Source organism: Enterobacter sp. 22452 (assembly GCF_052045065.1).
GTDB lineage: Bacteria > Pseudomonadota > Gammaproteobacteria > Enterobacterales > Enterobacteriaceae > Enterobacter > Enterobacter mori.
Genome location: NZ_JBQEOB010000012.1, coordinates 12,736 through 37,717 on the forward strand (window position 1 = coordinate 12,736; position 24,982 = coordinate 37,717).

A 24,982-nucleotide genomic window follows, 5' to 3' on the forward strand; every position below is an offset into this window, starting at 1 on the left:
GTTTTGTACGTCAAAGGCAGCATCGCTGTTATGGCAGGAAAATAAAACCCTTATAAATCAAAAAACCCTCCGAAGAGGGCTCTTTTTTGTTACACGCCTGGTCTAACGCCGAGCGTGTGGCATATGGCGTAACTCATCTCTGCACGGTTCAGCGTGTAGAAGTGGAAATCCTTCACCCCTTCACGACTCAAGATCTTCACCATGTCCATCGCGATATTTGCGCCCACCAGCTTGCGTGTTTCCGGGTCATCGTCCAGCCCCTCGTACATTTTAGACATCCAAAGCGGAATGCGCACATTGGTCATATCGGCAAATTTCTTCGCCTGTTTGAAATTAGAGACCGGCAGAATGCCTGGAATAATTTCGACGTCGATACCCGCAGAAACGCAGCGGTCACGGAAGCGCAGGTAGCTTTCAACATCGAAGAAGAATTGCGTTATCGCGCGGTTCGCGCCAGCGTCGACTTTGCGTTTCAGGTTGAGCAGGTCCGCCTGGGCGCTTTTCGCTTCCGGATGCACTTCAGGATAAGCAGCAACGGAGATATCAAAGTCAGCCACGTCTTTCAGCAGCGCAACCAGATCGGCGGCATACATGTCCGGCTTGCCGCTCCCCGGCGGCAGGTCACCGCGCAGGGCAACGATATGACGAATGCCGTTATTCCAGTAATCCTGGGCGATAGCCCGCAGCTCGTCGCGGGTGGCGTCGATACAGGTAAGGTGCGGTGCCGCTTCCAGACCGGTACGATCTTTGATGCCTTTAATGATGCTGTGCGTACGGTCACGCTCGCCGGAGTTAGCACCATAAGTCACGGAAACAAACTTCGGTTTCAGGCTGCTCAGGCGATCGATAGAGCTCCACAGGGTTTGCTCCATTTCACTGGTGCGCGGCGGGAAAAATTCAAAAGAGACGTTAATCTGGCCGTTTACTTCGGCCAGGCTCTGATTCAGGGCTTCCCGCTGGTTGGCGTGAAAAAAGCTCATACCTTACCTCTATCTATCGCGTGTCGTTGTCTGTTGTGTTGTGAACTTCTATACGTTTAGACGTCCAGATGTAAAAATGACGGAAAAGCGGAGTGACGTCAACATAAATAATCAACAATAACGGTGAGGTTTGTTCAGGGAAGATGAAGGGGATTCATGATGGGGGGTGAGAAGGCCCCTCACCCCAGCCCTCTCCCCAAAGGGGCGAGGGGGGAAAGACCGCACCGAGCAGTCCCCTCTCCCCTAAGGGGAGAGGGTTAGGGTGAGGGGTTATAGTAGCTTAGCCAGACGGTTAATGTCAGATTGGATCGCCCCGGCGGTGACATCGCGCCCCGCGCCCGGACCGCGGATCACCAGCGGGTTATCGCGGTACCAGCGGCTTTCGATAGCGAAGACGTTATCGCACGGCAGCAGCGCCGCCAGCGGGTGTTCAGGACGCACCGCCTCCACGCCTACGCGCGCTTTACCGTTCGCCTCGAAACGCGCCACGTAGCGCAGCACCAGGCCCATCTCGTTGGCGGCTTCCAGACGCTGTACCATCTGCTCGTTCAGCTCGTCGCCGTTTTCGAAGAAGTGATCCACAGACCCTTCCTCACAGCCCGCAGGCACCAGCGATTCAACACGCACCTGACCCGGTTCGATGTCGTAGCCCGCTTCACGCGCCAGGATCACCAGCTTACGCATCACGTCTTTCCCGGCAAGGTCCACGCGCGGATCGGGCTCGGTTAAGCCCTGCTGCCATGCCTGATCCACCAGGTCGGTGAAGGGTACGGTGCCGTCGAACTGCAGGAACAGCCAGGAGAGCGTACCGGAGAAGATACCGCTCAGCGCCAGAATGCTGTCGCCGCTTTCAATCAGGTCGCGCACGGTATGGTTAACCGGCAGCCCCGCGCCAACGGTGGCGTTGTACAGCCAGTGACGACCGGTTTTTTCAAACGCGTCGTGGATCTGACGGTATTTATCGGTGCTGCTCGCCCCCGCCAGCTTGTTGGCGCTGATGACGTGGAAGCCGTGGCTGGCGAAATCCAGATACTGATCCGCAAGCTGCTCGCTGGCGGTCACGTCCAGCACGACCAGGTCATCGTAAGGGTGCGCGCGCATCCACAGGAACAGGGACTCTTCATCCTGCTCAACGGCTTCATCATTAAAGAAGGCAAGCGCGCGGCTGGCGTCCAGCCCTTCGTAATTCAACAGGCTACGGCGACTGTCCACCACGCCCGCGAGAATAAATTCAAATCCGGTACGCGCGGAGAGCGTTTCCTGCTCACGGGCGAACAGTTCCAGCCAGCGGGAACCGATGTTCCCTTTCCCGAACAGCACCAGGCCGATGCGTTTTTCCGCGCGGAACAGGGAGGTATGCAGACCCTGAATCAGGCTCTCGGTTGGCCCTTTACGCAGCACGGCCACCAGGCTGATTCCCTCTTCCGACTGCCAGGTGAACTCCACCGGCTGGCCTTTCAGCTGCTGCCAGAAGCGGTGGCAGTGCAGCGGGTTACGGGTGACGCCCGCGCCCACCATCGCCACCAGCGCCAGACCCTGACGCAGGCGAAGCTCGCCCGGCAGGCCCGCTTCATCAAGGATTTTCAGCGCGCTGTCCGCCACTTCTGCGGTATAGCAGAACTGCAGCAGCTGGCGGTCGTTGTGAACGCCGACGGCCAGCGGGCGCACCTGAGCACGTTTGAGGATCAGGTCGATATCTTTATGCGCCAGCCTGAAGTCCTGGCCCGCAGGCACCTGGAACTCAATCAGGCAGATGTCGTCGTGGCTGGTGACAATACGCGCGCCCGTACCGGAGGCCAGTACGCGTTCGATACGGGTAGAGCCTTGATCCGGGGTATAGCTGCAGCGCAGCTGCAGGTCGATATCGCTACCGGAAACCGGCTGCAGCGTACGGGCGTGCAGTACCGGCGCGGCCAGGCGCGCCAGCTCGCTGGCTTCGTCGAGACGCAGCAGCGGCAGCAGGCAGGCATCTTTCACCTTACGCGGGTCCGCGCTGTAGACACCGGCCACGTCGCTCCAGATGGTGACGCGGGACACGCCCGCCAGGGCACCAATTTGCGTTGCCGAGTAGTCCGAGCCGTTACGGCCCAGCAGCACGGTTTCGCCCGCGTTGCTGCGGCTGATAAAGCCTGTCACGACGATACGTTTGCCCGGATGCTGCACCAGCAGCTGTTGCAGCAGCGGGTAGGACAAGCCTTCATCCACCTGCGGCTGCGCGGCGCGTTCGGCGCGCAGGAAATCACGCGCGTCGAGCCAGGCAGCGTCGACCCCCAGGTGTTGCAGAACGGCGGCCATCAGACGTGCGGACCACACTTCACCGTGGCCCACCACTTCGGCATAGACCGCGTCGGTAATACCGCTGTCCAGCAGGGCAGCCAGACGCTCAAGGTCATGGGTAAAGGCGCTGATCAGTCCATCCGCCACGTCCGCAGGCAGCAGGCCGGCAATCAGCTCGCTCTGGTAACGGCGTAAAGACTGTTGTACCTGATGCGCAGAAAGGCGATCGGTCTGGCTCAGTTTCAGCCAGCTAATCAACTGGTTGGTGGTGCTGCCCGCCGCCGAGACAACCATCATGTCACCCGGCTGTGAATACTCGGTCATGATCCCTGCAACGCGCAGGTAACACTTCACATCAGCAAGACTACTACCACCAAACTTGTGCAGTTGACGACCCTTCGCCCCTGCCTGCGCTATCACACTCATGATTACCCCTTGGCTGCGACCTGGAAGCCATTTTCCAGATCGGCAATTAAATCTTCAGAATCTTCAATGCCGGTTGAGATACGCAGCAGCGTCTCAGAGATCCCGGCGGCGGCACGTGCTTCCGGTGCCATACCTGCGTGCGTCATGGTCGCGGCGTGGGAGATTAAGCTTTCAACCCCACCTAATGATTCCGCCAGCGTAAACAATGACAGCCCGCTCAGGAAGCGACGCAGCGTTTGCTCGTCACCGTCCAGTTCAAAACTTAACATGGCGCCAAATCCCTTCTGCTGGCGCGCGGCAATCTCGTGCCCCTGATTTTCCGGCAGCGACGGGTGATAGAGTTTCTTCACCAGCGGCTGGGTTTTCAGGAAATCGACGATCGCCTGGGCATTGCGCTGCGCCACTTCCATGCGTGGCGACAGGGTGCGAATGCCGCGTAACAGCAGGTAGCTGTCGAAGGCGCTCGCGGTGACGCCAATATTATTGGCCCACCATGCCAGTTCGGTGACAACGTCGGGATCTTTTGCAATCACCACGCCTGCCACCACATCAGAATGACCGTTCAGATATTTAGTGCATGAATGCAACACCAGATCGGCACCCAGTGCTAACGGGTTCTGAAGGGCCGGACTGAGGAACGTATTATCCACTACACTTATCGCTCCCGCATCCCTTGCGAGCTGACAAATTTTCGCAATATCGACAACGCGCAACAATGGGTTGCTTGGACTTTCCACCAGAACCAGCTTCGGCTGCTCTGCCAGCGCCTGCTTCAGCGCCTGTTCGTCGTTTTGATCGACAAACAGCACGCGGTAGCAGCCGCGTTTTGCCAGGCTGTCAAACAGGCGATAGCTGCCGCCGTAGCAGTCGTGCGGAGCAACCAGCAGGTCGCCGGGCTTCAGGAACACCGTCGTCACCAGGTGGATTGCGGACATCCCCGTATTGGTTAATACCGCACCCGCTCCCCCTTCCAGCTCTGCAAGGGCACGCTGGGTAACGTCACGCGTAGGGTTGCCACGACGGGAATAGTCATGCGTACGGGGTTCATTAAATCCGGTGAAATTATAGGTACTGGAAAGATGAATCGGCGGGACAACGCAGCCGTACTGCTCGTCATCATTCAATCCGCTACGCACTGCGATGGTGGCCTGTTTACGCGTCATGGTGAGGGCTTCCTGGCTTAATAGGTGAAAAGTCAGGCACCAGAGTAAACATTGAAAGTATGGACGTCAATACATCTGGACATCTAAACTTCTTTGCGTATAGATTGAGCAATGCGCAAATAGCCGTTAAAATTATATGCTTTAGTGCACGCTGCAGCGGCAATATCCGTGCCACGGTATCGTCTCTACGGTAAACTAGGCAAGATTACGGTTCAAAACCGGCGGTTATCGGTTCTGCACCTTTAGATTAATGACTGAGAGGATTAAAGGTATCTCATGGCTGAATGGAGCGGCGAATATATCAGCCCATACGCTGAGCACGGTAAGAAGAGTGAGCAAGTAAAGAAAATTACGGTTTCCATTCCTCTGAAGGTGTTGAAGATCCTCACCGATGAACGTACGCGTCGTCAGGTGAACAACCTGCGCCACGCGACCAACAGCGAACTGCTGTGCGAAGCGTTCCTGCATGCGTTTACCGGCCAACCGTTGCCGAACGATGACGATTTGCGCAAAGAGCGCAGTGATGAAATCCCGGAAGAGGCGAAAATCATCATGCGTGAACTGGGCATTGACCCGGATACGTGGGAATACTGAGAAGCAGATACAAAAAAGGCACCTTGCGGTGCCTTTTCTTTCGGGATACTTATTTAGCGCCCGGGATGCTGAAACGCTTGTTGAAGCGGTCAACACGGCCACCGGTTGCAACATCACGCTGCTTACCAGTGTAGAACGGGTGGCATTTGCCGCACACGTCCAGGTTCAGATCGTGACCCACGGTGGAGCGGATCTGGATAGAGTTACCGCAAGAGCAGTTTGCAGTAATCATTTCGTATTTCGGGTGAATATCTTTTTTCATGGGAGAACCTCAGTTAAGGCCGCGTCGCTCTTCCAGCCCTAACGCCAGACACCACGCGATGTTGAATGTAATTTCTTTGGCGTAATATACACCAAAGGCGGCGAATCATACAGAATTTGACCAGCGTATGCAAACTGATCCGCACGCCGCTTTCACTAATGTGTATACTAACGCGCCACTTTTCAAGTCAGGAAGATTCGATGCCCGTCGCTCACGTTGCCCTGCCCGTTCCGCTTCCCCGCACCTTTGACTACCTGCTGCCCGACAGCATGAGCGCCAAAGCGGGCTGTCGCGTGACCGTGCCGTTTGGCAAACAGCAGCGCGTGGGGATCGTGGTTTCCGTGAGTGAAAAAAGCGAGCTGCCGCTTAATGAACTGAAATCGGTTGTTGAGGTACTGGACAGCGAGCCGGTTTACTCCACCAGCACCTGGCGACTGCTGCTGTGGGCGGCGGATTACTATCACCATCCGATTGGCGACGTCCTGTTCCACGCGCTGCCAATCATGCTGCGCCAGGGCAAAAGCGCCAGCCATGCGCCAATGTGGTACTGGTTTGCTACCGAGCAGGGTCAGGCAGTGGATATCAACAGCCTGAAGCGTTCGCAGAAACAGCAGCAGGCGCTGGCGGCGCTGCGTCAGGGAAAAATCTGGCGGCATCAGGTCGACGAGCTTGAGGTCAGCGAAACCGCGCTCCAGGCATTAAGAAAGAAAGGGCTGAGCGAACTGGCAAGCGAAGCGCCCGCCCTTCACGACTGGCGCGACGGCTTCTCCGTCTCCGGCGATCGCCTGCGTCTGAACACCGAGCAGGCCACCGCCGTGGGGGCGATTCACAGTGCCTCGGACCATTTCTCTGCCTGGCTGCTGGCGGGCGTGACGGGGTCCGGCAAGACCGAAGTGTATTTGAGCGTGCTGGAAAACGTGCTCGCACAGGGCAAACAGGCGCTGGTGATGGTGCCGGAAATCGGCCTGACGCCCCAAACCATCGCCCGATTCCGCGAACGCTTTAACGCGCCGGTTGAGGTGCTGCACTCAGGGCTTAACGACAGCGAGCGCCTCAGCGCCTGGCTGAAAGCGAAAAACGGCGAAGCGGCGATTGTGATCGGCACCCGCTCGTCGCTGTTTACACCGTTTAAAAATCTCGGCGTTATCGTAATAGATGAAGAGCACGACAGCTCCTATAAACAGCAGGAAGGCTGGCGCTATCACGCCCGTGACTTAGCGGTATACCGCGCGCACAGCGAGCAAATTCCCATTATTCTCGGCTCCGCCACGCCTGCGCTCGAAACGCTGCACAACGTGCGCCAGCGTAAATACCATATGCTGCGCCTGACGCGTCGCGCGGGTAATGCCCGTCCGGCGATTCAGCACGTGCTGGATCTGAAAGGTCAGCAGGTTCAGGCCGGGCTCGCGCCAGCATTGATTACCCGAATGCGACAGCACTTGCAGGCGGGCAACCAGGTGATCCTGTTCCTTAACCGACGCGGCTTCGCGCCCGCCCTGCTGTGCCACGACTGCGGCTGGATAGCGGAATGCCCGCGCTGCGACCACTACTACACCTTCCATCAGGCCCAGCGTCATTTACGCTGCCACCACTGCGACAGCCAGCGCCCGGTGCCGCGCCAGTGTCCATCGTGTGGCTCAACACATATCGTGCCGGTCGGTCTGGGCACGGAACAGCTTGAACAGGCCCTTGGCCCCTTCTTCCCGGACGTGCCGATTTCGCGTATCGATCGGGACACCACCAGCCGCAAAGGCGCCCTGGAACAACAGCTGGCGGAAGTGCATCGCGGTGGGGCACGCATATTGATTGGCACCCAGATGCTGGCAAAAGGGCATCACTTCCCGGACGTCACGCTGGTCGCCCTGCTGGACGTTGACGGCGCGCTGTTTTCGGCAGATTTCCGCTCCGCCGAGCGCTTCGCCCAGCTTTATACGCAGGTGGCGGGGCGTGCCGGACGCGCAGGAAAGCAAGGCGAAGTGGTGCTGCAAACGCACCACCCTGAGCACCCGCTGCTGCAAACGTTGCTGCATAAAGGCTATGACGCCTTTGCCGAACAGGCGCTGGCCGAACGCCAGACCATGCAGCTGCCGCCGTGGACCAGCCACGTCATCATCCGCGCGGAAGACCATAACAACCAGCAGGCGCCGCTTTTCCTGCAACAGCTGAGAAACCTCCTGCAGGCCAGCCCGCTGGTGGATAGTCAGCTGTGGATTTTGGGTCCGGTTCCAGCGCTGGCCCCGAAACGCGGCGGACGTTTCCGCTGGCAAATCTTACTTCAGCACCCGTCACGTATCCGCCTGCAGCATATCGTCAGCGGCACGCTGGCGCTGATCAACACCCTGCCGGAAGCGCGCAAAGTGAAGTGGGTTCTGGACGTCGATCCCATCGAAGGCTGAAGACGGATCGAAAAATTTAACGCGCCTCACACTTTTTATGAAAATTCTGTAACCGATTCCATTAACTATCTGTAAAAATGGTGATGTCCGCAGTTCGGTGTTCAGGCGAGGAGAAGACGTTGAAGTCCAGGAAAGAGGTCACTACGGCGACCATGAAAGACGTTGCCGAGAAAGCACAAGTCTCAACGGCAACCGTGTCCCGCGCATTAATGAACCCGGATAAAGTCTCCCAGGCGACCCGTAACAAGGTTGAACAGGCGGCGCTGGAAGTGGGCTATTTCCCGCAGGCGATGGGGCGCAACGTAAAGCGCAACGAATCGCGGACTATTCTGGTGATTGTGCCGGACATCTGCGACCCCTTCTTTAGCGAGATCATTCGCGGTATCGAAGTGACGGCGGCTGAACAAGGCTATCTGGTGCTGATTGGCGACTGCGCCCACCAGAATCAGCAGGAAAAAACCTTTATCGATCTCATTATCACCAAGCAGATTGACGGCATGTTGCTGCTTGGCTCCCGCCTGCCGTTTGATGCCAGCATTGAAGAACAACGCAATTTACCGCCGATGGTGATGGCCAACGAGTTCGCGCCAGAGCTGGAACTGCCGACGGTGCATATTGATAACCTGACGGCCGCGTTCAATGCGGTGAACTATCTTCAGGAACTGGGGCATAAGCGTATTGGCTGTATTGCCGGACCGGAAGAGATGCCGCTTTGCCACTACCGCCTGCAGGGCTATGTTCAGGCGCTGCGTCGTACCGGAGCCATCGTTGATCCGCACTATATTGCGCGCGGTGATTTTACCTTTGAAGCGGGCGGACAAGCGCTGGAGAAACTGCTGGCACTGCCGCAACCGCCAACGGCGGTGTTCTGCCACAGCGACGTGATGGCACTGGGCGCGCTGTCACACGCCAAACGTCGTGGGTTACGCGTGCCAAAAGACCTGTCGATTATCGGCTTCGATAATATTTCGCTTTCAGAGTTTTGCGATCCGCCGCTCTCAACCGTTTCTCAACCGCGCTATCAGATTGGCCGCGAAGCGATGCTGCTTTTGCTGGATCAGCTGCAGGGTCAAACGGTTAGCAGCGGCTCGCGGTTACTCGACTGCGAGCTGATTGTTCGCGGCTCTACCCAGGCATTGACTTAAAGTAAATGCCTTTCGGACACCCTTATCTGGTCAAAGCCCCGCCGCTTAAGTAACATGGCGGGCTGACGAACGAATAAATACAGCGAAACGATAGTGGCACAACGAGATTATGTACGTCGCGGCCAGCCGGCACCTTCGCGACGCAAAAAGAGTAGTTCAAAAAGCAAGCAGCGGAACATGCCTGCCGTCTCGCCAGCAATGGTCGCTATTGCTGCGGCTGTACTGGTGGCCTTCATTGGCGGCCTGTACTTCATTACGCACCATAAAAAAGAAGAATCTGAAGCGCTTCAGGGCAACAAAGTGGCCGGTAATGGCCTTCCGCCGAAGCCTGAGGAGCGCTGGCGCTATATTAAAGAGCTGGAAAGCCGCCAGCCTGGCGTGCGTGCGCCTACCGAGCCGTCTGCCGGTGGCGAAGTGAAAAATGCCGATCAGCTGACGAACGAACAGCGCCAGCTGCTGGCACAGATGCAGGCCGATATGCGTCAGCAGCCTACGCAGCTGAATGAAGTGCCGTGGAACGAACAAACGCCTGCGCAGCGTCAGCAAACGTTGCAGATGCAGCGTCAGCGCCAGGCACAAATTCAGCAGCAGCAACAGCAGCAGTGGACGCAAACCCAGCCGGTACAACAGCCGAAGGCCCAGCCATACCAGCAGCCACAGCAGCAGACGCGTACGGTACAAACGCAGCCTGTTCAGCAACAGCCAAAAGCGCAGCCGCAAAAGCAGGCGGCGCAGCCGTATCAGGATCTGCTCCAGACGCCAGCGCATACCACGGCGCAGCAGCCGAAAACGCAGCAGACCGCGCCGGTGACCAAAGAGACCGAAGCACCGAAGCAAACGGCAGAGAAAAAAGACGAACGCCGCTGGATGGTGCAGTGCGGCTCGTTTAAAGGCGCCGAGCAGGCCGAAACCGTGCGTGCTCAGCTCGCGTTCGAAGGATTTGACTCACGCATTACCACCAACAACGGCTGGAACCGCGTGGTGATTGGCCCGGTCAAAGGCAAAGAAAATGCCGATGGCACTATCTCTCGTTTGAAAGTAGCCGGTCACACAAACTGCATTCGACTCGCCTCCGGGGGTTGAAACCCCCAAAATCCCCCCCATCTATCATTTAATTCAGCCCTGAGCACTGGCTCAGGGCTTCTGTTTCCCGAATCTGTAACCAGGGGGTCTGCTCGTGACAACAATAGTAAGTGTACGCCGTAACGGCCATGTGGTAATCGCCGGTGATGGCCAGGCCACGCTGGGTAATACCGTCATGAAAGGCAACGTGAAGAAAGTGCGTCGTCTCTACAACGACAAAGTGATCGCCGGTTTTGCAGGCGGCACGGCGGATGCCTTCACGCTGTTTGAACTGTTTGAACGCAAACTGGAAATGCACCAGGGTCATCTGGTGAAAGCCGCCGTTGAGCTGGCGAAAGACTGGCGTACCGACCGCATGCTGCGCAAGCTCGAAGCGCTGCTGGCCGTGGCCGATGAAACCGCCTCGCTAATCATCACCGGTAACGGTGACGTGATTCAGCCGGAAAATGACCTGATTGCCATCGGCTCCGGCGGCCCGTACGCCCAGGCTGCAGCCCGCGCTCTGTTGGAAAATACCGACATGAACGCGCGTGATATCGCGGTGAAAGCGTTGGATATTGCAGGTGATATCTGCATTTATACCAACCACAACCACACCATCGAAGAATTGACCTCCAAAGCGTAAGGATCTCCCATGTCTGAAATGACCCCACGCGAAATTGTCAGCGAACTGAACAAACACATTATCGGCCAGGATAACGCCAAGCGTTCCGTGGCGATTGCCCTGCGTAACCGCTGGCGTCGTATGCAGCTTGACGAAGAGCTGCGCCACGAAGTAACCCCGAAAAACATTCTGATGATCGGGCCGACCGGCGTTGGTAAAACCGAAATCGCTCGTCGCCTGGCGAAACTCGCTAACGCGCCGTTCATCAAAGTGGAAGCCACTAAGTTCACCGAAGTGGGCTACGTAGGTAAAGAAGTGGACTCCATCATCCGCGATCTGACCGACTCGGCAATCAAGATGGTGCGCGTCCAGGCTATCGAGAAAAACCGCTATCGCGCAGAAGAGATGGCCGAAGAGCGCATTCTCGACGTGCTGATCCCACCGGCTAAAAACAACTGGGGCCAGGCAGAGCAGCAGGCGGAACCGTCCGCAGCGCGCCAGGCATTCCGCAAGAAACTGCGTGAAGGCCAGTTGGACGACAAAGAGATTGAGATCGATCTCGCTGCCGCGCCGATGGGTGTGGAAATCATGGCGCCTCCGGGCATGGAAGAGATGACCAGCCAGCTGCAGTCCATGTTCCAGAACCTGGGCGGCCAGAAGCAGAAAGCACGTAAGCTGAAAATCAAAGACGCGATGAAGCTGCTGATTGAAGAAGAAGCGGCGAAGCTGGTGAACCCGGAAGAGCTGAAGCAGGACGCTATCGACGCGGTTGAGCAGCACGGCATCGTGTTTATCGACGAAATCGACAAAATTTGTAAGCGCGGCGGCAACAGCTCCGGCCCGGATGTATCCCGCGAAGGCGTTCAGCGCGACCTGCTGCCGCTGGTTGAAGGCTGCACCGTCTCCACGAAGCACGGCATGGTGAAAACGGACCACATCCTGTTTATCGCTTCCGGTGCGTTCCAGGTTGCCAGCCCGTCGGATCTGATCCCGGAACTGCAGGGCCGTCTGCCTATCCGCGTTGAGCTGCAGGCGCTGACCACCGAAGATTTCGAACGTATCCTGACCGAGCCAAACGCCTCTGCCACCGTGCAGTACAAAGCGCTGATGGCAACCGAAGGTGTGAACCTCGAGTTCACCGAAGACGGTATCAAACGTATCGCCCAGGCCGCATGGCAGGTGAACGAAACCACCGAGAACATCGGTGCGCGTCGTCTGCACACCGTACTGGAACGCCTGGTGGAAGATATCTCTTATGATGCGAGCGACCTTAACGGTCAAACCGTTACCATTGACGCAGAATATGTGAGTAAACATCTGGATGCGTTAGTGGCAGATGAAGATCTGAGCCGTTTTATCCTATAATCGCGGTTACTGCATTCTCATCACGTTTAATGGGGGCTAATGCCCCCATTTTTATTGGCTAAATACTTATGACTGACATCAGCCGTACTCAGGCGTGGCTCGAAAGTTTGCGCCCTAAAACGCTTCCTCTGGCCTTTGCCGCGATTATCGTCGGTACTGCGCTTGCCTGGTGGCAAGGTTATTTTGATCCGCTGGTCGCCGCGCTGGCATTGATTACCGCCGGCCTGCTGCAAATTCTTTCCAATCTTGCCAACGACTACGGCGATGCGGTGAAAGGCAGCGACAAGCCCGATCGCATCGGGCCGCTGCGCGGGATGCAGAAAGGGGTCATTACCCAGGCACAGATGAAACGCGCGCTGATTATCACCGTGGTGCTGATTTGCTTGTCCGGCCTGGCGCTGGTGACGGTCGCGTCTAAGACCACCAGCGATTTCATCGGTTTCCTGGTGCTGGGTCTGCTCGCGATTATCGCAGCCATTACCTACACCGTTGGCACGCGCCCTTACGGTTATATTGGGCTGGGTGATATCTCCGTGCTGGTGTTCTTCGGCTGGCTGAGCGTGATGGGGAGCTGGTATCTGCAGGCGCATACGGTCATCCCTGCCCTGTTCCTGCCCGCAACCGCCTGCGGCCTGCTGGCGACGGCGGTGCTCAACATCAACAACCTGCGCGATATCGACAGCGATCGCGAGAACGGCAAAAACACCCTGGCCGTGCGTCTGGGGCCGGTTAATGCGCGTCGCTACCATGCCTGCCTGCTGTTGGGTGCTCTGGTCTGTCTGGCGTTGTTTAACCTGATTTCCTTGCAGAGCTTGTGGGGCTGGCTGTTTGTGCTTGCCGCGCCGTTGCTGGTTAAGCAGGCCCGCTTTGTGATGCGTGAGCTCAGTCCGTCCGCTATGCCGCCAATGCTGGAACGTACGGTAAAAGGCGCGCTGTTGACTAACCTGTTGTTCGTCATCGGGATTGTGTTAAGCCAGACGCTCAGTTAGCTGACAAATATCAATTAACAATTGATGATTTTGCCAACAACGCATTTCGCACGATATACTGAACACATTCGCAGCAACTGAGCGTTAAACCTATGAAATACGATACCTCCGAGCTTTGTGACATCTACCAGGAAGATGTTAACGTCGTTGAACCGCTGTTCTCCAACTTTGGTGGGCGGTCGTCGTTTGGCGGGCAAATCATCACGGTGAAATGTTTCGAGGATAACGGGTTGCTGTACGATCTGCTCGAACAGAATGGTCGTGGCCGCGTTCTGGTGGTCGACGGCGGCGGTTCCGTGCGCCGAGCATTGATTGATGCTGAACTGGCGGGAATTGCCGTCCAGAACGAGTGGGAAGGCATTGTGGTGTACGGCTCCGTGCGTCAGGTGGACGATCTCGAAGACCTGGATATCGGGATTCAGGCCATCGCGGCCATACCGGTAGGCGCAGCGGGCGACGGCATCGGCGAAAGTGACGTGCGCGTCAATTTCGGCGGCGTGACCTTCTTCTCCGGCGACCATCTCTACGCCGATAACACCGGCATTATCCTTTCCGAAGATCCGCTGGATATCGAGTAATAGAACAGTCAGCGTGAACCATAAAAAAACCGCCAACAGCAATGTGGCGGTTTTTTTGTCCCTCGGGATTCGCGGTCCGTTGGGAAGTCTAGCAACCTTTAACCAGGATTTTTATCTTACCCTGGTTCAAACCTCAGGTAACCCCATCGACCCTTTATAAATTCCTAATTATTTATAAAAACCTTAACTCCGCTGCTGTTGCTAACTATCATGCTGCGTCCCTTTCCGCCATCTCGCAAATGGGCATCGGTCCAGGGAAAGGTGTATTCACCACCGTAAAGCAACCTTTAACCGGGCTTGTGTCCACCGACTTATCACCGGTGGTGAACGGTGGAGCGGTTAGCAGCAGGGACCGCATAATGAAACGCTATTTATGTATCGCGTTCATTGTCGCCAGCGTACTCGTGGTAAAGAGTGATGAACCGAGTGGGTTTGTTGCTTATGCTATGACAGCGCAGGACAAGTAGCGTTAAGGCCGCCTCCGGCGGCCTTTTTTATGGTTGAAATCCGTGAGCAATAACCATAAAAAAGCCGGGTGGCGGCTTCGCCTTACCCGGCCTGGTCAGTCATCCCTAAGGGAATCAGACTTCTTCCATACGTCCCAGCAGCGCCTGCAGGCGATCCTGCCAGCCGTTCTGCTGTTCGCGCAGCTGGTTGTTTTCGCGCTCCAGCTCTTCGCGGCCGTGCTGAGCGTTCTGAACTTCCTGCGCCAGGCTGTTGTTCTTCTCTTTCAGCTCTTCAATTTCCATCTGCAGCAGGGTGATGGTGTCAATCGCCTGCTGTACTTTCGATTCCAGTTTCTCAAACACTTCTAAAGACATGATGCTACCTCTCCTGAATTGCAAGGCGACGCTTTAACGTAAACGCGCACGACATATACCGTCGATTGTATGGAGCGCGGCGCTCTGTGTCCAGCGACACTCCGCGCAGATCGCGGTTTGCAACACTTTTAGGTCTGGTCCTGGTGCGTTCGCGTCATATCCCCCTAAATTGTTAACTCATTCGTTAATGAAATGATTCAGCTCACATTCTGAGGCTGATGCAAAAATGTGCTTTATGGCGCGAAAACGCTCATTTTATTGACGCAGACCACACATTTTGATTTCGATATTTCTCGTTTTTGCTCGTTAACGATAAATTAACACTATGTCTACAGGACATCGTGGCTGTCACGGGCGGCCATGCTAACAATAAACATTCATCTCTTCAGGATTCCGATTATGAGTCAGACATCAACCTTAAAAGGCCAGTGCATTGCCGAGTTCCTTGGTACCGGGTTGTTGATATTCTTCGGAGTGGGCTGTGTCGCTGCACTGAAAGTGGCGGGTGCCAGTTTTGGTCAGTGGGAAATCAGTATCATCTGGGGTCTGGGCGTGGCGATGGCCATCTACCTGACTGCAGGGGTTTCCGGTGCACATCTTAACCCGGCGGTGACCATCGCGCTGTGGCTGTTCGCGTGCTTCGATGGACGCAAAGTTGTTCCTTTCATCATTTCTCAGTTTGCCGGCGCCTTTTGCGCAGCGGCGTTAGTTTACGGGCTTTATTACAATCTTTTCATCGACTTCGAACAGACGCATCATATGGTGCGCGGCAGTGTCGAAAGTCTGGATCTGGCTGGCATCTTCTCAACCTATCCGAACCCGCATATCAATTTTGTGCAGGCGTTCGCAGTTGAAATGGTGATTACCGCTATTCTGATGGGCGTCATTATGGCGCTGGGCGATGACGGCAACGGCATTCCGCGCGGCCCGCTGGCCCCGCTGCTGATTGGCCTGCTGATTGCGGTTATCGGCGCATCAATGGGTCCACTGACCGGCTTCGCGATGAACCCGGCGCGTGACCTGGGGCCAAAAACCTTCGCCTTCTTCGCTGGATGGGGCGACGTCGCCTTCACCGGTGGCAAAGATATTCCTTACTTCCTGGTTCCGCTGTTCGGGCCAATCGTAGGGGCGGCGCTGGGTGCATTCGGCTATCGCAAATTAATTGGTCGCCACTTACCGTGCGACACCTGTGTGGAAGAAGAGAAAGAAACAACGTCTACCGCACAACAAAAAGCTTCGCTGTAATCTGACTACGGGACACCTAACATGACCGAAAAAAAATATATTGTTGCGCTCGACCAGGGCACTACCAGCTCCCGCGCTGTCGTAATGGATCATGACGCGAACATCGTCAGCGTGTCACAGCGCGAATTCGAGCAAATTTATCCTCGTCCAGGCTGGGTAGAGCATGACCCAATGGAGATTTGGGCGTCACAAAGCTCCACGCTGGTCGAAGTGCTGGCGAAAGCCGACATCAGCTCCGACGAAATTGCCGCCATCGGTATCACCAACCAGCGTGAAACCACCGTGGTCTGGGAGCGCGAAACCGGTAAGCCAATTTACAACGCCATCGTCTGGCAGTGCCGTCGTACCTCAGAAATCTGTGAGAAGCTAAAGCGCGACGGTATGGAAGAGTACGTTCGTAGCGCTACCGGCCTGGTGGTTGACCCGTATTTCTCCGGCACCAAGGTGAAGTGGATCCTCGACCACGTGGAAGGCTCACGCGAGCGTGCTAAACGCGGCGAGCTGCTGTTCGGTACCGTTGATACCTGGCTTATCTGGAAAATGACCCAGGGACGCGTTCACGTCACCGACTATACCAACGCCTCGCGTACCATGCTGTTCAACATCAACACCCTGGAGTGGGATGACAAGATGCTGGACGCGCTGGACATCCCGCGCGCGATGCTGCCTGAAGTGCGTAAGTCTTCAGAAGTGTACGGCCAGACCAACATCGGTGGTAAAGGCGGCACCCGTATTCCTATCGCCGGTATCGCCGGTGACCAGCAGGCGGCGCTGTTCGGCCAACTGTGCGTCAAGGAAGGGATGGCGAAGAATACCTATGGCACCGGCTGCTTTATGCTGATGAACACTGGTGAGAAAGCGGTGAAATCAGAAAACGGCCTGCTGACCACCATCGCCTGCGGCCCGCGCGGCGAAGTGAACTATGCGCTGGAAGGTGCGGTGTTTATGGCCGGTGCGTCCATTCAGTGGCTGCGCGACGAGATGAAGCTGATCAGCGATGCGTTCGATTCCGAGTACTTCGCGACCAAAGTGAAAGACACCAACGGCGTGTACGTGGTGCCTGCGTTCACCGGTCTGGGCGCACCGTACTGGGATCCGTATGCACGCGGCGCGATTTTCGGTCTGACGCGCGGTGTGAACTCTAACCACATTATTCGCGCCACCCTGGAATCCATCGCCTACCAGACGCGCGACGTGCTGGAGGCGATGCAGGCTGACTCCGGCATTCGTCTGCACGCCCTGCGCGTGGACGGCGGTGCGGTAGCGAATAACTTCCTGATGCAGTTCCAGTCCGACATTCTGGGCACCCGCGTTGAGCGCCCTGAAGTGCGCGAAGTGACGGCGCTGGGTGCGGCGTACCTTGCCGGTCTGGCGGTAGGCTTCTGGCAGAACCTGGACGAGCTGCAGGAAAAAGCGGTTATCGAACGCGAATTCCGCCCGGGCATCGAAACCACCGAGCGTAACTTCCGCTACAGCGGCTGGAAAAAAGCGGTGAAACGCGCTCTGGCGTGGGAAGAGCACGAAGAATAAGACAGACTCACCCCTCACCCTAACCCTCTCCCCAAAGGGGCGAGGGGACTTAAAACACCCTCTCCCCTTTGGGGAGAGGGCCGGGGTGAGGGGCTCAGACCGCACCACCCCTCACCCCTCCCCACTCTGTGATAAACTTCGTGCAATTCCTTTTGATTGCACGAGTACCTCATGAAACGTGAACTTGCTATCGAGTTTTCCCGCGTCACCGAAGCGGCCGCACTTGCAGGCTATAAATGGCTGGGTCGTGGCGACAAAAATACCGCCGACGGCGCCGCCGTCCACGCCATGCGCATTGTACTTAACCAGGTCAACATCGACGGCACCATCGTGATCGGCGAAGGCGAGATCGACGAAGCGCCGATGCTCTATATCGGTGAAAAAGTCGGTACCGGCAAAGGCGACGCCGTGGATATCGCCGTCGACCCGATCGAAGGCACCCGAATGACGGCGATGGGCCAGGCCAACGCGCTGGCAGTGCTGGCCGTGGGCGATAAGGGCTGCTTCCTCAACGCGCCGGATATGTACATGGAAAAGCTGATTGTCGGTCCTGGCGCGAAGGGCGCAATCGACCTCAGCCTGCCGCTGGAAGAGAACCTGCGCAATATCGCCAAAGCCCTGGGCAAACCGCTCAGCGAGCTGACCGTGACGATTCTGGCGAAACCGCGCCACGACGCCACCATCGCACAGATGCAAAAGCTCGGCGTGCGCGTGTTTGCTATCCCTGACGGTGATGTTGCCGCCTCGATCCTGACCTGCATGCCGGACAGTGAAGTAGACGTGCTGTACGGTATCGGCGGCGCGCCGGAAGGCGTGGTCTCTGCAGCGGTAATCCGCGCGCTGGACGGCGATATGCAGGCGCGTCTGCTGCCACGTCATGAGGTGAAAGGCGACAGCGACGAGAACCGCCGTATCGGGGAAAACGAGCTGGCACGCTGCGAAGCGATGGGCATCGAGGCCAATAAAGTGCTGGCTCTGGACGAGATGGCGCGCAGCGACAACGTTGTCTTCTCCGCGACCGGCATCACCAAAGGCGATCTGCTGGACGGCATCACCCGCAAGGGCAACATGGCGACCACCGAAACGCTGCTGATCCGCGGTAAATCGCGCACCATTCGCCGCATTCAGTCTATCCACTATCTCGACCGCAAAGACCCGGACGTGCAGACGCACATTCTGTAAAACCGTTTGATCGATTGAGCTTTCCGGCCCAAATGGGCTGGAAATCTCCCCGCTAAGTACGGAAGATAGAACAGAGAAACAGCACAGGAGAAGATCATGGCGGACTGGGTAACAGGTAAAGTCACAAAGGTACAGTTCTGGACCGATGCGCTATTTAGTCTCACCCTGCATGCTCCCGTCCACCCGTTCACAGCTGGGCAATTTGCGAAGCTGGGGCTGGATGTTGACGGCGAACGCGTGCAGCGCGCCTACTCTTACGTTAACGCGCCTGATAACCCGGATCTCGAGTTCTATCTGGTCACCGTCCCGGACGGCAAACTCAGCCCACGCCTCGCGGCGCTGAAGCCTGGCGATGATGTGCAGATTGTGGCAGAAGCGGCCGGTTTCTTCGTGCTCGACGAAATTCCAGACTGTGACACCCTGTGGATGCTGGCAACCGGCACCGCCATCGGCCCTTATCTCTCTATTTTGCAGTACGGCAAAGATCTGGAACGTTTCAAAAACATCGTGCTGGTTCATGCCGCGCGCTACGCCGCAGACCTGAGCTACCTGCCGCAAATGCAGGCGCTGGAACAGCAGTACGGCGGGAAACTGAAAATTCAAACCGTGGTCAGCCGTGAAACGGCGTCAGGCTCACTGACCGGACGTGTTCCGGCGTTGATTGAGAGCGGTGCGCTGGAGGAGGCGGTTGGCTTGCCAATGAATATCGAAACCAGCCATGTGATGCTGTGCGGTAACCCGCAGATGGTTCGTGACACGCAGCAGCTTCTGAAGGATACCCGGCAGATGACGAAACACCTTCGTCGCCGGCCGGGCCATATGACGGCTGAACACTACTGGTGATCAGCGGTACTTCACCTCAAGGGTATCTTTACCGTATTTGTTTTCGCTCTGGGTGCCGATAAACGCGCCCAGATCGACAACCATCATCACGAAGATAATGCTCGGCACCATCCTGCCCACGACCCACGGCAGGATAGACGGCAGCACTGACCAGTTTCCTGCCACCAGCATCCACGCCAGAATAATCAGAAAAGCCCATGCGCCGGAACGGCCGCGATCGTGCAGACGTTTCACCACCACGGCGGCCGTTGGCCACAGCAGGCAGACCAGCGCAAACGCCGCCGTTTGCGTGCTCAGCCACGCGTTATAAGCAACAAAAAACAGAAGCAGCATGGCGACAACCCACGTCACCATCCAAACCCAGAAATCACGGCGTCCAATACGCCCTTTGAATGAAAACAGCCACTGCTGTATGGTCATGTAAGGTTCCTTATTATCGTATAGCGCGCATTTTACCCTGGAGTTGTGACCTTTTGACAAGCCGACCAGATATCGTTTTAATCATGAGCACTTACGGCCAGGGGCAATATTGATGAAATTAACGGCACACTCTCTATTCCTGTGTTTAGCGATGCTGAGCGCAGGCAGCTCTCTGCATGCCGCTGAAACCACCGCTCCAACAACAGCGCCGTATCTCCTGGCGGGCGCGCCCTCCTTCGACCAATCCATCAGCCAGTTTCGTGAAGCCTTTAATCAGGCCAACCCAAAGCTGCCGCTGGACGAATTTCGCGCCATTGATAGCGCCCGAGATACCCCAACCCTGACCCGTGCAGCGAGCAAAATTAACGAGAATTTATACGCATCGACAGCGCTGGAACGCGGCACGCTAAAAATTAAAAGCATGCAGATCACCTGGCTGCCAATCCAGGGGCCGGAACAGAAAGCGGCCAGGGCGAAAGCGCTGGAGTATATGAGCGCCATTTTGCATGCCTTCACCCCGGCGCTAACGAAAACGCAAAGCCAGCAAAAGCTGCAAAAATTGCTGACGGCAGGTAAAAACAAGCGTTACTACGCCGATACGGAAGGCGCCATTCGCTATGTGGTGGCGGATAACGGCGAAAAAGGCCTGACCTTCGCTGTTGAACCGATTAAGCTGGCGCTATCAGACTCACTCGGAGGGGCGAATTAATGACAAAAAGCAAAGCCTTTCAGGGGAAAATCTCTATACTGATTCACAGACCATGCTGCCCATAAGGGCGGCCATATTCCTTAATTCGCTTATTTAGCGTGGAGAATTGAAATGCGACATCCTTTAGTGATGGGTAACTGGAAACTGAACGGCAGCCGCCACATGGTAAACGAGCTGGTTGCGAACCTGCGTAAAGAGCTGGCTGGCGTAACGGGCTGCGCGGTTGCTATCGCTCCGCCGGATATGTACCTGGACCTGGCTAAACACGCCGCTGACGGCAGCCACATCGTGCTGGGTGCGCAGAACGTTGACGTTAACCTGTCTGGCGCATTCACCGGTGAAACCTCTGCTGAAATGCTGAAAGATATCGGCGCGAAATACATCATCATCGGCCACTCTGAGCGTCGCACCTACCACAAAGAATCTGATGAGTTCATCGCGAAGAAATTCGCCGTGCTGAAAGAGCAGGGCCTGATCCCGGTTCTGTGTATCGGTGAAACCGAAGCGGAAAACGAAGCGGGCAAAACTGAAGAAGTGTGCGCACGCCAGATCGACGCCGTGCTGAAAACCCAGGGCGCAGCAGCGTTCGAAGGCGCGGTCATTGCTTACGAGCCAGTCTGGGCGATCGGTACCGGCAAATCTGCAACCCCTGCACAGGCTCAGGCGGTTCACAAATTCATCCGTGACCACATTGCTAAAGCCGACGCGAAAGTGGCTGAGCAAGTGATCATCCAGTACGGTGGTTCCGTAAACGCAGCCAACGCTGCTGAGCTGTTCACCCAGCCAGACATCGATGGCGCGCTGGTTGGCGGTGCATCCCTGAAAGCTGACGCTTTCGCGGTGATCGTTAAAGCGGCAGAAGCGGCTAAACAGGCGTAATTGCCTTTGTGGTGGGTGGCGCTTCGCTAACTCGCCCTACGGTTCTGTAGGCCCGGTAAGTGTCAGCGCCACCGGGCTTTTTTACAGCTGTCCCAGTAGGTTAAACCACAGATAATCCAGCGGCAGTAGCACAAGATACGTTGCAATGGCCAGCGCCAGACAGAGCACCATCCCCGCCCTTGCAGGCACCTTTCCTAAGCCCATCGCCACCACAATCGGCGACGCCTGATACGGCAGCAGCGGCGTGGAGTAGCCCAGCACCTGAATCATGATCACCGACAGCAGCGGGAAACCGGTCGCGTCCGAGAAGCTTTGCGCCAGCGTGGTATAGAGTGCAGGAACGCCGTTGGCGGTCATAATGAAGTTGAGCGCCGTGGTAATCCCGGTCAACGCGAGGAAACTGGTGAACGGTCTGTCTGCATTCAGCGGCATGATGCGAAGCAATGCCTCGCCCACAGCCGTTCCAATGCCGGTTTGCGTCACCACGATTGCCAGACCGAGAATACCCGCGACGTAAATACAGGTTCGCATATTCACCCCCGCAGAAAACTCCTCTCCGGTGATAAAACCGATGCGCGGCAGCATAACGATGACCGCTGCCGCCAGTCCTGCCCACGCAGGCCCCACGCCGTGCCAGCTCTCCGTCACCCACATTCCCAACACCACCGCCAGCAGCCAGGCGAGACGCTTTTCGTCCCGCCCCATGGGCTCAGAGGGCGTCAGATCCTTCGGCGGTTTCGGGCTGCCGGGAAATAGCCAGCAGATCAGGCCAATCAGGATCAGGCCTTTGAGGATACCGAGCACCGGCGTGTGCAGCAGCAGATACGGGACATAGTTCAGGTGAATACCGTACGAGCCCTCCGCCGCACCGCTCATCACCAGATTGGGGACGTTAGCAGGCAGGATAGTGGCTGAGAGCTGGAAGGTGCCAAACCCGACGGCCAGCGCCAGACCGAACCAGGCGCGGGAGCCGTCGGCTATACCGGCGCGTTTTGCCATCGCCGCGACAATCGGCATCAGCAGCGCAATACGTCCCATGTTCGACGGCATCACAAACGCCAGCGCATAGCTCAGCAGCACCACGCTTGCCACCATCAGCGGCCAGGAGTCGGTAAGCTTTGCGGAGAGCGCCCGGGCGGCCCTGTCCGCCAGGCCGGTTTTACGGATCGCCACGCCAAGGACAAAACCGCTAAATACCAGCCAGAAAGCCGACGAAGCAAAACCGCCAAAAATCACTTCCGGCGGGGCAATTTTGGCGATCATCGCCGCCGTGAAAAACAGCAGCGCGGTGAGAAATTCCGGCAGCAGCGACGTCGCCCACAGCACGATGGTGACGCCAACAATCAGTGAGGGCAGCAGCAGAGGATGCGTTAACCAGAGCGACATACCTGTCTCCTGTAGAATTTTTCAGCAAGTCTACGGCGACAGGCAGGACGAGTAAACGCCATTTATAGTGGGGTCACTTCAGGATATCGCATTGATGATCCTGAAGTTCCTCCGCCGACGCGCGGTTAAGCATCAGCAGATTACGCCCGGTCGCCAGCAAAACAAACGAACCGTCCGACTGCTGCGCCATCGCCAGCGCGAAGCGCCCCATATGGTCGCGCGCTTCCGGCAGCTCTTCTGCCAGCATCATAAACGGGCTGCGCTGGACCAGCTCATTCTCCGTCACCCGACGGGCAAGATATTCATGCCCTTCCAGCCTGCCCGGGAACGGTAACCACTGGGTGCTAATTTGCCCCTGAGCGGCATTGAGCTTCTCGCGCACGTCCGGGCGCAGGCAGGAGATATGAATATGTAAATGGTTTTGCGTGCGGCCAGTTGGGGAGTTGATCGTCAGCGAAATGGCGCTGTCAGGCACCTCTGAACCGCGCTTCAGCGTCATAAAGCTGCGGGACTGCCACGCCAGCCAGAAAAAGTTCGGCGTGTGAGGCTCGGTCAAAAGGGGACTTTCGGTGCCGTTGATGCGGTACGTGGGCATCAGCAGATACTGCAGCGGACCGTTGCGGTCTTTAAACACCGCATAGCCTGCATCCGTTTTCACCTGCGCGCACGGCGCGGGGTTACGGTGTTGGATCTGATTCGGCACGCACTGGTCGAGAACGATATGCCGCAACGCGTTCGGATTACCCGCCTTCATCCAGTACGCGCCGCCAGCGGCCAGGGCGATGACAATCAGGATCAATACGATAATTTTTTTCACAACGCGTTCCCTGTTTTCGATAGAGGCGAAAGAGTAACGCAAAATGATGACCAAATAAAAAACCCGGCGGATTTCTCACACCGGGTCACCGTGTCGTTCGTTGTGTCGCGCTTAGCGTTTACTGATCTGGTCGAAGGTACCGCCGTTAGAGAAGTGCTCTTTCTGCGCTTTGGTCCAGCCGCCGAAAACATCGTCAATGGTGAAGAGCTTCAGTTTCGGGAATTCGCTGTCGTATTTCTTCGCCACATCCGGGTCACGCGGGCGATAGAAGTTCTTCGCCGCAATTTCCTGACCTTCCGGTGAGTAGAGATACTTCAGGTAGGCTTCCGCCACCGCTTTGGTGTCTTTCTTCTCAACGACTTTGTCGACCACGGAGACGGTCGGCTCGGCGAGAATAGATTCGCTTGGGGTGACGATCTCGAACTTGTCTTTACCCAGCTCGTTGGTCGCCAGCAGGGCTTCGTTTTCCCACGCAATCAGCACATCGCCGATGCCGCGCTCAACGAAGGTGTTGGTTGCGCCGCGCGCGCCGGAATCCAGCACTTCGACGTTTTTAAACAGGGCTTTCACGAATTCCTGCGCTTTAGCCTGGTCACCGTTGTTGTGGTGCAGCGCGTAGCCCCAGGCCGCCAGGTAGTTCCAGCGCGCGCCGCCGGAGCTTTTCGGGTTCGGGGTAATCACGGAAACGCCCGGTTTGATCAGGTCGTTCCAGTCCTTAATTTGTTTCGGGTTGCCTTTACGCACCAGGAAAACGATGGTCGAGGTGTATGGCGCGGAGTTATCCGGCAGACGTTTGATCCAGTTTTTATCAATACGGCCACGTTCCGCGATTGCGTCCACGTCGTAGGCCAGCGCCAGGGTCACCACGTCGGCTTCAATGCCGTTAATCACAGACGTTGCCTGTTTGCCCGAGCCGCCGTGAGACTGGCGAATCACCACGTTATCGCCGGTTTCCTGCTTGTAGTGCGCCGCGAAGGCTTTGTTGTATTGATCGTACAGCTCACGCGTCGGGTCGTACGACACGTTCAGTAACTGGATGTCCTTTGCCAGAACGCTGGTCGATGCCAGCAATAATGTTAAACCCACGCCCCATTTATTCATCGCCCAGCTCTCTTGTGTAGTGTTTTGATGAATGCAGCGTGCCAGAAAGCGAATCGATGATTAAAGAATAAAAAAAGATTGGCTATAACGTAGTGGAATAAAAAAGCGAGCACGCATGAAAAAGCCGGGTGGCGGCTACGCCTTACCCGGCCTACGAGTTGTGCTTTTGTAGGCCCGGTAAGCGCAG

Annotated in this window: 23 protein-coding genes; 14 read left to right on the plus strand and 9 right to left on the minus strand. The window is 56.8% G+C overall.

The genetic code is table 11. The features are described from left to right. Positions 1-89: 89 nt before the first annotated feature. The 3 genes from metF to metB form a co-directional block, all read right to left on the minus strand. On the minus strand, positions 90-980 hold the full coding sequence (metF, locus tag ACTJJA_RS22155) for a methylenetetrahydrofolate reductase (RefSeq protein WP_010436968.1): 891 nt from the start codon (positions 978-980) through the stop codon (positions 90-92). A gap of 270 nt (positions 981-1,250) precedes the next feature. Continuing rightward, on the minus strand, positions 1,251-3,683 hold the full coding sequence (locus tag ACTJJA_RS22160; protein WP_440669224.1) for a bifunctional aspartate kinase/homoserine dehydrogenase II: 2,433 nt from the start codon (positions 3,681-3,683) through the stop codon (positions 1,251-1,253). Positions 3,684-3,685: 2 nt separating this feature from the next. Continuing rightward, entirely contained in the window at positions 3,686-4,846 is a 1,161-nt protein-coding gene (gene metB, locus ACTJJA_RS22165) for a cystathionine gamma-synthase (protein ID WP_260663356.1), read from the minus strand. A 276-nt stretch (positions 4,847-5,122) separates the two neighbouring features. Here metB and metJ point away from each other — a divergent pair, with 276 nt between their 5' ends. Then, positions 5,123-5,440 carry a met regulon transcriptional regulator MetJ gene (gene metJ / locus ACTJJA_RS22170; RefSeq protein ID WP_010436961.1) on the plus strand — a complete coding sequence of 106 codons (318 nt, stop codon included), beginning with the start codon at positions 5,123-5,125 and terminating at the stop codon, positions 5,438-5,440. 49 nt (positions 5,441-5,489) lie between these two features. Here metJ and rpmE read toward each other — a convergent pair whose 3' ends face one another. Continuing rightward, a complete protein-coding gene (gene rpmE, locus ACTJJA_RS22175) occupies positions 5,490-5,702 on the minus strand; it encodes a 50S ribosomal protein L31 (protein WP_003862040.1) in 213 nt (70 codons plus the stop codon). A 200-nt stretch (positions 5,703-5,902) separates the two neighbouring features. Here rpmE and priA point away from each other — a divergent pair, with 200 nt between their 5' ends. From priA to rraA, 7 genes are all read left to right on the plus strand, one after another. Continuing rightward, on the plus strand, positions 5,903-8,098 hold the full coding sequence (gene priA / locus ACTJJA_RS22180; protein ID WP_108417939.1) for a primosomal protein N': 2,196 nt from the start codon (positions 5,903-5,905) through the stop codon (positions 8,096-8,098). Between the two features lie 119 nt (positions 8,099-8,217). Then, on the plus strand, positions 8,218-9,243 hold the full coding sequence (gene cytR / locus ACTJJA_RS22185) for a DNA-binding transcriptional regulator CytR (protein ID WP_042718153.1): 1,026 nt from the start codon (positions 8,218-8,220) through the stop codon (positions 9,241-9,243). A 93-nt stretch (positions 9,244-9,336) separates the two neighbouring features. Next, positions 9,337-10,326 carry a cell division protein FtsN gene (gene ftsN / locus ACTJJA_RS22190; protein WP_440669225.1) on the plus strand — a complete coding sequence of 330 codons (990 nt, stop codon included), beginning with the start codon at positions 9,337-9,339 and terminating at the stop codon, positions 10,324-10,326. 94 nt (positions 10,327-10,420) lie between these two features. Next, positions 10,421-10,951 (plus strand): ATP-dependent protease subunit HslV, encoded by a 531-nt coding sequence (hslV, locus tag ACTJJA_RS22195; protein ID WP_008501802.1) that lies wholly within the window; start codon positions 10,421-10,423, stop codon positions 10,949-10,951. 9 nt (positions 10,952-10,960) lie between these two features. Further along, a complete protein-coding gene (gene hslU, locus ACTJJA_RS22200; RefSeq protein ID WP_023309685.1) occupies positions 10,961-12,295 on the plus strand; it encodes an HslU--HslV peptidase ATPase subunit in 1,335 nt (444 codons plus the stop codon). A gap of 68 nt (positions 12,296-12,363) precedes the next feature. After that, a complete protein-coding gene (gene menA, locus ACTJJA_RS22205; RefSeq protein WP_440669226.1) occupies positions 12,364-13,284 on the plus strand; it encodes a 1,4-dihydroxy-2-naphthoate polyprenyltransferase in 921 nt (306 codons plus the stop codon). A gap of 92 nt (positions 13,285-13,376) precedes the next feature. Beyond that, positions 13,377-13,862, plus strand: coding sequence for a ribonuclease E activity regulator RraA (gene rraA, locus ACTJJA_RS22210; protein ID WP_010436943.1), 486 nt, complete (start codon positions 13,377-13,379; stop codon positions 13,860-13,862). 581 nt (positions 13,863-14,443) lie between these two features. Here rraA and zapB read toward each other — a convergent pair. Next, the gene (gene zapB, locus ACTJJA_RS22215; RefSeq protein WP_010436935.1) at positions 14,444-14,683 is read right to left on the minus strand and encodes a septal ring assembly protein ZapB; all 240 of its coding nucleotides are present in this window, start codon (positions 14,681-14,683) and stop codon (positions 14,444-14,446) included. Between the two features lie 399 nt (positions 14,684-15,082). On the opposite strand from zapB, the gene ACTJJA_RS22220 reads away from it, so the two are divergent. The 4 genes from ACTJJA_RS22220 (at position 15,083) to fpr (ending at position 19,483) form a co-directional block, all read left to right on the plus strand. Further along, positions 15,083-15,928, plus strand: coding sequence for an MIP/aquaporin family protein (locus ACTJJA_RS22220; protein ID WP_010436934.1), 846 nt, complete (start codon positions 15,083-15,085; stop codon positions 15,926-15,928). A gap of 21 nt (positions 15,929-15,949) precedes the next feature. After that, positions 15,950-17,458, plus strand: coding sequence for a glycerol kinase GlpK (gene glpK / locus ACTJJA_RS22225; RefSeq protein ID WP_089599288.1), 1,509 nt, complete (start codon positions 15,950-15,952; stop codon positions 17,456-17,458). Positions 17,459-17,629: 171 nt separating this feature from the next. Next, a complete protein-coding gene (gene glpX / locus ACTJJA_RS22230) occupies positions 17,630-18,640 on the plus strand; it encodes a class II fructose-bisphosphatase (protein ID WP_108417942.1) in 1,011 nt (336 codons plus the stop codon). A gap of 96 nt (positions 18,641-18,736) precedes the next feature. Further along, positions 18,737-19,483 (plus strand): ferredoxin--NADP(+) reductase, encoded by a 747-nt coding sequence (fpr, locus tag ACTJJA_RS22235; RefSeq protein WP_089599290.1) that lies wholly within the window; start codon positions 18,737-18,739, stop codon positions 19,481-19,483. Here fpr and ACTJJA_RS22240 read toward each other — a convergent pair whose 3' ends face one another. Next, positions 19,484-19,903, minus strand: coding sequence for a DUF805 domain-containing protein (locus ACTJJA_RS22240; protein ID WP_010436930.1), 420 nt, complete (start codon positions 19,901-19,903; stop codon positions 19,484-19,486). Between the two features lie 151 nt (positions 19,904-20,054). Between ACTJJA_RS22240 and ACTJJA_RS22245 the strand changes: the two genes are divergently transcribed. Beyond that, positions 20,055-20,612, plus strand: a complete 558-nt coding sequence (locus ACTJJA_RS22245; RefSeq protein ID WP_430393483.1) for a DUF1454 family protein — start codon at positions 20,055-20,057, stop codon at positions 20,610-20,612. A gap of 111 nt (positions 20,613-20,723) precedes the next feature. Beyond that, positions 20,724-21,491 carry a triose-phosphate isomerase gene (tpiA, locus tag ACTJJA_RS22250; RefSeq protein ID WP_010436926.1) on the plus strand — a complete coding sequence of 256 codons (768 nt, stop codon included), beginning with the start codon at positions 20,724-20,726 and terminating at the stop codon, positions 21,489-21,491. Between the two features lie 81 nt (positions 21,492-21,572). On the opposite strand, the gene ACTJJA_RS22255 is transcribed toward tpiA, so the two are convergent. From ACTJJA_RS22255 to ACTJJA_RS22265, 3 genes are all read right to left on the minus strand, one after another. Further along, positions 21,573-22,877 carry an SLC13 family permease gene (locus tag ACTJJA_RS22255; RefSeq protein ID WP_440669228.1) on the minus strand — a complete coding sequence of 435 codons (1,305 nt, stop codon included), beginning with the start codon at positions 22,875-22,877 and terminating at the stop codon, positions 21,573-21,575. Positions 22,878-22,950: 73 nt separating this feature from the next. Then, on the minus strand, positions 22,951-23,694 hold the full coding sequence (locus ACTJJA_RS22260) for a CDP-diacylglycerol diphosphatase (protein ID WP_440669229.1): 744 nt from the start codon (positions 23,692-23,694) through the stop codon (positions 22,951-22,953). 111 nt (positions 23,695-23,805) lie between these two features. After that, positions 23,806-24,795 carry a sulfate ABC transporter substrate-binding protein gene (locus tag ACTJJA_RS22265; protein ID WP_440669230.1) on the minus strand — a complete coding sequence of 330 codons (990 nt, stop codon included), beginning with the start codon at positions 24,793-24,795 and terminating at the stop codon, positions 23,806-23,808. Between the last annotated feature and the right edge of the window lie 187 nt (positions 24,796-24,982).

Excerpts from the sequence above, each read along its gene's own strand:
- metJ (WP_010436961.1), top strand. The coding sequence starts at position 5,123 with ATGGCTGAATGGAGCGGCGAATATATCAGCCCATACGCTGAGCACGGT.
- glpX (WP_108417942.1), top strand. The coding sequence starts at position 17,630 with ATGAAACGTGAACTTGCTATCGAGTTTTCCCGCGTCACCGAAGCGGCC.
- rpmE (WP_003862040.1), bottom strand. The coding sequence starts at position 5,702 with ATGAAAAAAGATATTCACCCGAAATACGAAATGATTACTGCAAACTGC.
- ACTJJA_RS22245 (WP_430393483.1), top strand. The coding sequence starts at position 20,055 with ATGCTGAGCGCAGGCAGCTCTCTGCATGCCGCTGAAACCACCGCTCCA.
- glpK (WP_089599288.1), top strand. The coding sequence starts at position 15,950 with ATGACCGAAAAAAAATATATTGTTGCGCTCGACCAGGGCACTACCAGC.
- ACTJJA_RS22265 (WP_440669230.1), bottom strand. The coding sequence starts at position 24,795 with ATGAATAAATGGGGCGTGGGTTTAACATTATTGCTGGCATCGACCAGC.
- tpiA (WP_010436926.1), top strand. The coding sequence starts at position 20,724 with ATGCGACATCCTTTAGTGATGGGTAACTGGAAACTGAACGGCAGCCGC.
- hslU (WP_023309685.1), top strand. The coding sequence starts at position 10,961 with ATGTCTGAAATGACCCCACGCGAAATTGTCAGCGAACTGAACAAACAC.
- fpr (WP_089599290.1), top strand. The coding sequence starts at position 18,737 with ATGGCGGACTGGGTAACAGGTAAAGTCACAAAGGTACAGTTCTGGACC.
- ACTJJA_RS22220 (WP_010436934.1), top strand. The coding sequence starts at position 15,083 with ATGAGTCAGACATCAACCTTAAAAGGCCAGTGCATTGCCGAGTTCCTT.
- priA (WP_108417939.1), top strand. The coding sequence starts at position 5,903 with ATGCCCGTCGCTCACGTTGCCCTGCCCGTTCCGCTTCCCCGCACCTTT.
- rraA (WP_010436943.1), top strand. The coding sequence starts at position 13,377 with ATGAAATACGATACCTCCGAGCTTTGTGACATCTACCAGGAAGATGTT.
- ACTJJA_RS22240 (WP_010436930.1), bottom strand. The coding sequence starts at position 19,903 with ATGACCATACAGCAGTGGCTGTTTTCATTCAAAGGGCGTATTGGACGC.
- ACTJJA_RS22255 (WP_440669228.1), bottom strand. The coding sequence starts at position 22,877 with ATGTCGCTCTGGTTAACGCATCCTCTGCTGCTGCCCTCACTGATTGTT.
- zapB (WP_010436935.1), bottom strand. The coding sequence starts at position 14,683 with ATGTCTTTAGAAGTGTTTGAGAAACTGGAATCGAAAGTACAGCAGGCG.
- ACTJJA_RS22160 (WP_440669224.1), bottom strand. The coding sequence starts at position 3,683 with ATGAGTGTGATAGCGCAGGCAGGGGCGAAGGGTCGTCAACTGCACAAG.
- metB (WP_260663356.1), bottom strand. The coding sequence starts at position 4,846 with ATGACGCGTAAACAGGCCACCATCGCAGTGCGTAGCGGATTGAATGAT.
- menA (WP_440669226.1), top strand. The coding sequence starts at position 12,364 with ATGACTGACATCAGCCGTACTCAGGCGTGGCTCGAAAGTTTGCGCCCT.
- metF (WP_010436968.1), bottom strand. The coding sequence starts at position 980 with ATGAGCTTTTTTCACGCCAACCAGCGGGAAGCCCTGAATCAGAGCCTG.